5 protein-coding genes and 4 pseudogenes are annotated in these 6,741 nt (G+C 60.8%); 6 read left to right on the top strand and 3 right to left on the bottom strand.

Features of this window, described 5'->3' with window-relative positions:
- Positions 1 to 339: hypothetical protein (locus P0D96_RS47185; RefSeq protein WP_408321128.1), on the top strand; the 339-nt coding region annotated here is incomplete at its 5' end.
- Here P0D96_RS47185 and P0D96_RS47190 read toward each other — a convergent pair.
- Both P0D96_RS47190 and pdxR read right to left on the bottom strand, forming a co-directional pair.
- Positions 277 to 457, bottom strand: a pseudogene (locus tag P0D96_RS47190) (FAD-dependent oxidoreductase); the annotation flags it as partial. The gene P0D96_RS47185 and the pseudogene P0D96_RS47190 sit on opposite strands and share 63 nt — an antisense overlap.
- A gap of 267 nt (positions 458 to 724) precedes the next feature.
- Positions 725 to 2,230, bottom strand: a complete 1,506-nt coding sequence (gene pdxR / locus P0D96_RS47195; RefSeq protein WP_408321120.1) for a MocR-like pyridoxine biosynthesis transcription factor PdxR — start codon at positions 2,228 to 2,230, stop codon at positions 725 to 727.
- A gap of 116 nt (positions 2,231 to 2,346) precedes the next feature.
- Between pdxR and P0D96_RS47200 the strand changes: the two are divergent.
- The 3 genes and pseudogenes from P0D96_RS47200 to P0D96_RS47210 all read left to right on the top strand — a co-directional run.
- A pseudogene (locus P0D96_RS47200) lies at positions 2,347 to 2,978 on the top strand (FMN-binding negative transcriptional regulator).
- A 45-nt stretch (positions 2,979 to 3,023) separates the two neighbouring features.
- Positions 3,024 to 3,347, top strand: a complete 324-nt coding sequence (locus tag P0D96_RS47205; protein WP_408321122.1) for an antibiotic biosynthesis monooxygenase family protein — start codon at positions 3,024 to 3,026, stop codon at positions 3,345 to 3,347.
- A 49-nt stretch (positions 3,348 to 3,396) separates the two neighbouring features.
- A pseudogene (locus tag P0D96_RS47210) lies at positions 3,397 to 3,570 on the top strand (cupin domain-containing protein); the annotation flags it as partial.
- 91 nt (positions 3,571 to 3,661) lie between these two features.
- Here P0D96_RS47210 and P0D96_RS47215 read toward each other — a convergent pair.
- On the bottom strand, positions 3,662 to 4,405 hold the full coding sequence (locus P0D96_RS47215) for a TetR/AcrR family transcriptional regulator (protein ID WP_408321124.1): 744 nt from the start codon (positions 4,403 to 4,405) through the stop codon (positions 3,662 to 3,664).
- 82 nt (positions 4,406 to 4,487) lie between these two features.
- On the opposite strand from P0D96_RS47215, the pseudogene P0D96_RS47220 reads away from it, so the two are divergent.
- Both P0D96_RS47220 and P0D96_RS47225 read left to right on the top strand, forming a co-directional pair.
- Positions 4,488 to 4,985 (top strand): annotated as a pseudogene (locus P0D96_RS47220) (isochorismatase family protein); the annotation flags it as partial.
- A gap of 85 nt (positions 4,986 to 5,070) precedes the next feature.
- A complete protein-coding gene (locus tag P0D96_RS47225; RefSeq protein ID WP_408321126.1) occupies positions 5,071 to 6,480 on the top strand; it encodes an MFS transporter in 1,410 nt (469 codons plus the stop codon).
- Positions 6,481 to 6,741 lie beyond the last annotated feature (261 nt).

The following is a 6,741-nucleotide window of genomic DNA, read 5'->3' on the forward strand; positions in this document are numbered from 1 at the left end:
GCTGAAACAATCGTGCGGGTGGCAGGCGTCCAGCGGCGCACCCGCCCGGAACCACGCCAGAAACCACATGGTGTTCGCTCGAAAGGGGAAACTCCGTGCGGGAATACTCATATCCAGTCGACCGGCATACTTGGAAAAGCAGGGATCGCAGACGATGACAGTGGCGTGACGCATCACCCGCCCGGGTGGCCTCAACGGCCGGTCCGGACGGTCAGGAAGCGAGGTCTGTTGTCGCTTCTGGTGCAAAGGGAAACGTGCTGGTCGTCGCGCTTCGTTTCAGAACAGTTCTCGAATCTGCTGATCCAGCATGCCGAGATCAAGCGCCGGGACGCGAAATGACGGGCCGCCAAGAAAGCGCGCATGCCTTGGCTTCGCGAACAGCTCGAAGGGCGGCCTCGCCCGCCATTGCCTGTGCGAGCACGCGACCCGCGATGCCCGTCAGCGCCACGACGCGACCGATATGATCCGCGCACGAACGTCCGGTGTCTGGTAGTGGAGCCGACGTTCGAATGTCCGTGTGAAAGCGCGGGCGAATGGCCGTAGATGGCCGCGGGCGGTGTGGGCCGCCGTTGATCGGCCCGCATCGGGCAACTGTCGACCCGAGCCGGACGTTCGAATTTTTTTGGTCGGCAATGACCGGTTTGGGATCAGAGCCGACTGACGCAGAGCATCGAAGCTGCGGTGTGCATTCATGGCGATCACCCGGCGCCTGACACCGCATGACCTATCTGCGCCGCGTCTTTCCATCTCGTGTACCCGTGATTACTGCCGCCAAGCGTTGAGCAGCGGCTTTCATCTGCTCGCTGCTGAACCCTCCAAAGCCAAGAATAAGACCGGGGCGTCCCGTCTCCGGCGCAAACATGAGCGACACCGCGCGTACCGCGACGCCTTCCTTAGCGGCGCGCTCGACGACCTCCCGGTCGTCCAAGCCGTCTGCGAGCCAGAGTACGAGGTGCATCCCCTGATCGCCGGGCTCGATCCACGCGAGATTAGCAGGTAGCAAAGCTTCGAGCGTATCAATCAATTGACGCCGATGCTCGGAATAGACATTTCGAACCTTGCGTATGTGCCGCTCCAGATGCCCTTCCGCCATGAAGGCGGCGAGCACGTGCTGATCGGCAGTTGGCGGGTGGCGATCCATGAGCACGCGTGCACCGCAGAACGCATCGACGAGATTGCGCGGGACGATCAAATAGCCCAGCCTGAGAGATGGAAACAGAATCTTGCTGAACGTACCAAGATAAATCACGCGATCCGGAGCCAATCCTTGAAGGGCCGGAAACGGATAGCCCTCGTAGCGTAGCTCGCTATCATAGTCGTCCTCGACTACCCAGGCATTACTGCCGCGTGCCCACGCGAGCAAGGCCGTGCGCCGCGCCATGCTCAAGGGCATCCCCAAGGGATACTGATGGGACGGCGTAACGAATGCCGCGCGCGCATGCGGGGCCATGCTTATGCCAGCCTCAACATCAAGACCCTCTGCGTCAACAGGCACACGGATCACGCCCTCGCGATAGCCGATGTTTTCAAGTATTGCGGTGACGCCACGGTAAGCAGGGTTCTCGACCCACGCCTGATCGCCCGGACTAAGCAGGACCTGACTCGCGAGAAAAAGTCCCTGTTGCGTACCACTGGTCACAATGACTTGGTCCGCCTCACACCGCACGGAGCGGGACCTTCGCACATAGGTTGCGATCGCTTCGCGCAGGGGTAACGCGCCCAACGGATCAGCATATCCCGTGGGCGCGCCCGGGCCCCTTGCGCGCAACCGGTTACCTAGGCGACGCCAGATATCGCCGGGCGCGGTCAAACCGACCGGGACAGATATCGCGAAGGGTATCGGCTCAAGCGGACGGAACTCTTGTGCAATCTGGGCGAACGCCAAGGCGCGCTCTGCTAGCCCGGACTTCGTTGCCGGTTCCAATATTGCCTCAGGTGTGCTGACCGACTGCGACTCCGCTAGGGCTTGCGCGACATGTGTTCCCGCTCCCGCTTTCGATTCCAGAAAGCCCTCGGCAAGCAACTGCTCGTAGGCCTCGATCACTGTCCCTCTTGCAATGTGAAGTGAAGCAGCGAGCGAACGCGATGACGGTAATAAGTCTCCGGCTCTTATGTCTCCCTTGCGCACCGCCTCCCGCAGCGTCTCCGCAAGTTGACGGCTCAGATTGCCCGCCGTGCGATCGAGCGCCCCGAGCGACGGCATATCCGCGACTCGCGCAGTTCTCGCCATAATTCTGGTTCACTAGAAATTTAACAAACTGGACCTTTAGGATAAACCACTTTTACATCACACTAGAAGGGTCGCAGTGATACCAGCCAATCCCCCTTAGCAGCCAGAGATATCGTATGTACTTACCAGTCCACTTTGCCGAAACCCGAAAGGAAGTTTTGCACTCCCGCATAGCTCAACACCCGTTTGGCACCTTGATCACTCACGGAGCAGCGGACTTGACGCAAATCACATTCCGTTTGAACTTACAGCAGAGGACGGCAAACTGGGCGTGCTGCGCGCGCATGTGGCGCGGGCCAACCCGGTATGGCAGGACGTGGCGAACGGTGACGAGGTGCTTGTAGTCTTCCGTGCGGGCGACGCCTATATTTCTCCGAACTGGTATCCAAGCAAGCACGAACTGCACAAACAGGTGCCGACCTGGAATTACATGGTTGTCCATGCGCACGGCCGCATTACGATTCTCGATGATGAGCGCTACGTGCGAGGCGTAGTTGGTCGGCTCACTCGCACACATGAGGCATCGGAACCGAAACCGTGGAAGATGGGCGACGCACCGAAGGACTACGTGGATACCATGGTAAGGGCCATCGTCGGTGTTCAGATTGAGATCACGCGTCTTGTTGGTAAGAGCAAGCTCAGTCAGAACAAGGAAGCACGGGATATCCAGGGTGCTGCCGAAGCACTCAAGTCAAGCGGCGAATCCCAGCTTGCCGATGCAATGCTCACCGTCGTCCCGACGAAGTAGTAATAGAGAGCGGTCGGCGTCACTCAAAACTCATCAGAAGGCGCAATGTACTCTTCCACCTTCATTTTTCGGGCTGGTCAATACGACGAGGAGTTCCATGAACTCGATCGGCGGATTGCCGAAGTGGCTCGAGGCATGCCGGGATATGTGCGTGAGGAGACGTGGGAAAACTCCGGTGAAGGATTGATCCAGAACGTCTACTACTGGGAGTCGAAAGAGGCATTGCTACAGCTCATCAGGCATCCAGTCCACGTCGAGGCGAAAGCGAAGCAAGGTCGCTGGCTGGACGGCTATCGGGTCATCATCGCGAGGGTGATTCGTGAATATGGTGATGGCCAACTCGTGAGGCCGCTCCACGGCCATCAGTAGGAGGGTAAGCTTGGAAAGCGAATCGTCTTCAATGCCGGCCTTCGCATACATGGATTCTGCGCGTACCCAGTGGACACCGTCGCCATTCGCAGCAGGCGTGGAGTTCAAGCGACTCGGAAAGGCCAACGGCCGGGGCATGCAGCTCGTACGTTTTGCTGCGGGGACTACGTTTCCTGCTCACCTCCACACTGGCCCTGAGTTCATTTATATGCTCGAAGGCGAAGCTATCCAGAATGCGCCCGTGCGCGGCACTGCAGCGTCGACGCGGGTTGATCAAGACCGCTTTATAGCGTCGCCACGCGGTCTTGCGCATGCTACCCGGAAGCACCACCTGATGGTGGCGCCCCGGCCTGAGCCGCGGGCAGTTCGTGGCCAGCGAGCTTGCTGGCGAGATACAGCCGGTTCATCAGACGCAACTCGGCGGGGCCGCCCGGGCTGGTCGGAGCCGACTTGTCGAGCGTCATCGCCACCATCGTCTTCATGTTGTTGAGCAATACCACCGCCATGTCTTTGGCGGTCTCTCCCGGCAATGTCGGCGCCCTGAGCCGCAGCGTGCCAACAATCCGCTTGAGCGCCTTCTCGCGATACTCGAGTCGCTTGCCCGACCATTCCGAACGGGCATCCAGCAAAGCGACGAGCGCCTTGGTCTCGTCGTGGATCTCCGCAATGGAGTCGACCAGCAAATCGGCCAACTCGTCTATCGACACCACGCGGGCACGAGCATCGATTTCGTCGCATTGGGCATCACGCAACTCGCTGTAGCGCTGCATCAGTGCATCGGCCAGCACTTCCTTGTTCGGAAAGAAACGATAGAGCGAACCGATTTTTGTGTCCGCGCGCGCCGCTATCTCGGCCATGGTTGCGGCATCGAAACCACGCTCCTGAATGACCTTCGACGCAGCGGCCATCAACGTGGCGACGCGCTCGCGGCCGACACCACGCTGCGGCGCAAGCGCCGGCCGTTCACGATTGGGCCGCGGGGCAGCAGATAGAGCTTTAGTTTTGGCGGGAGTCGAAGACATGCCGTCAGTTTGCCAGTTACGGCGGCCCTCGGCCACATAACTCTATTTGAGCAAATACTCAAATATAGTTATGCTTTGGCGTCAGTTACCTCCTCGAATCCACCGCAAGGCTCCCATCATGCTCGCTCTTCCCGCGACTACAACAGCACTCATTCTCGTCGATCTCCAGCAAGGCATCGTGTCGATGCCCGCTCTGGCACCCCGCCCCGGCGCTCAGGTGGCAGTAACCGGCGGCCGGCTCGCAGCGCGTTTCCGGACTGCCGGGGCATCGGTCGTACTGGTCAACGTCGCCTTCGCGGCGGACTTCGGTGATGTGCTGAAACAGCCGGTGGACCGGCCTTTCGCGCGTCCGGAAGGGGGCTTTCCAGCGAACTTCAGCCAGCTCGTTGAAAAACTCGCTCACGCGTCCGACATTCTCGTGACGAAACATCAATGGGGCGCGTTCTACGGCACCGATCTCGATGTGCAGTTGCGGCGCCGGAACGTCAAAACGGTGGTGCTCGCCGGCATCGCAACCAATATGGGCGTCGAATCCACCGCGCGCCAAGCGTACGAGCATGGCTACGAAGTCGTGATCGCCGAAGATGCGACGACGGCGCTGTCTCATGACATGCACGCGTTTGCAATCGACAACATCTTTCCGCTACTCGCACGCGTGGTGGAGTCCGATGACATCGATCTGAAGAACTGGGCCACGCGAAATGCAAAGCAATCCGCCGACAACCGGCGGCGATCCCCGTCGCCCGAACGAACGACATGCGGGCTTCGGCTTCCGTTTCGTCGCGCCGCTAGCGCTCGGCGCCGTACTGAATCCGATCAATTCGACCATGATCTCTACCGCGCTGGTGCCAATTGCGGCCGACTTCCATGCAAGCGTCGCGGAGGCTGGATGGCTTATTGCCGGGCTCTACCTGGCAAGCGCCGTGGCCCAGCCGACCATGGGGCGACTGGCGGATCTATTCGGCCCACGCCGGATTTACCTGATCTCCCTCTTCATCGTCGCGATATCCGCGCTGGTCGGCCGGTTTGCTCCCACGCTCAGCGTCTTGATCGCGGTGCGGGTGGCACTGGGAATCGGCACCGCCGGCGCCTATCCGTCGGCCATGCGCATCTTCCGCGTCCAGGCAGATCGGCTCGGTGCGGCGCCGCCACGCGTCGCCATGAGCGTTCTCTCGCTGGCGGGGGTCTCCACCCTGGCCATCGGACCCTTGCTGGGTGGCGTACTGACAGGCGCTTTCGGCTGGCATTCGATCTTTGCCGTGAACACGCCGCTCGCGCTGCTCGCTGCGCTGCTGGTTTTTTTGTGGGTGCCAAAGGATCAGCCGCGCGACGGCAGCTTTGCGCGTCTGATGGCAGAGCTCGACGTGGTGGGCATCCTGCTCTTCACCGGCTTCTTGCTCGGCCTGATGATTTTCCTGATGAATCTCGACCGCCCAGTCTGGAGCATGCTGCCTATCGCCGCCGTTCTCGGTGTGGCACTCGTGCTTCACTCGGCGCGACGCAAGCAGCCGTTTATCGATGTGCGGATGTTGGCCCGCAACCGACCGTTGACGGTAACCTATCTGCGCGCAGGGGCGGTCCTGATGATCGTGTATTGCATTCTCTACGGATTCGCTCAGTGGCTCGAAAGTGGCGCCGGCTTCTCCACTAGCCAAGCGGGCCTCATCACCATGCCGATGTCGCTGCTCGCCGCCGTCTCCTCTGTGACAGGCGGGCGCACAAAAGGCATTCGAGGGCCGTTTATCGTGAGCATTGGCGCAGCGCTGGCCGGATGCATCTGCCTGTTTTTTATCGACAGCAGCAAGTCCGCATGGATCATCGCTGCCGCGGTTGTGTGCTTCGGTGTGCCGCAAGGCATGTTTTCCACAGCCACCCAGACCGCCGTCTATCTGCAGTCGCCGGCCGACGAGATCGGCACTGCAGCGGGACTCCAGCGCACCGCCGGATATCTCGGTGCAATCGCGGCGACCAGCCTCCTTGGCGCCTTATATGGCAAAACTGCAAGCGATCACGGCCTGCACAGCCTGGCCATCGTTATGGGTGTGTTGAGCGCCTGCCTGTTTGTCGCCACGATATTCGATCGCACGATTCCGCGAATCGCCGCGGTGTGAACGGCAGCGGGCGGAGCGCCTACCCGCCGCTGCAGCCGCTTAAGCATCATTCCGTGAAAGTGACGAACTCTTGACGACCCGTTGGAGTCACTTATACGTCACGCGCGACCGTCCGCTGCTAACCAGATACCTGACTTCACAGCTTGCCCTGAGTAGCGTACGTCCGACTGGAGATTCACACGTTGCACCGCGGATGTTCAATGCCAGGCCGCGGGGGGGGGGGGGGGGGGGGGGGGGGGGGGGGGCGCCCCGGGGGGCGGG

It is taken from the genome of Paraburkholderia sp. RL17-347-BIC-D (assembly GCF_046027915.1).
Taxonomy (GTDB): Bacteria; Pseudomonadota; Gammaproteobacteria; order Burkholderiales; family Burkholderiaceae; genus Paraburkholderia.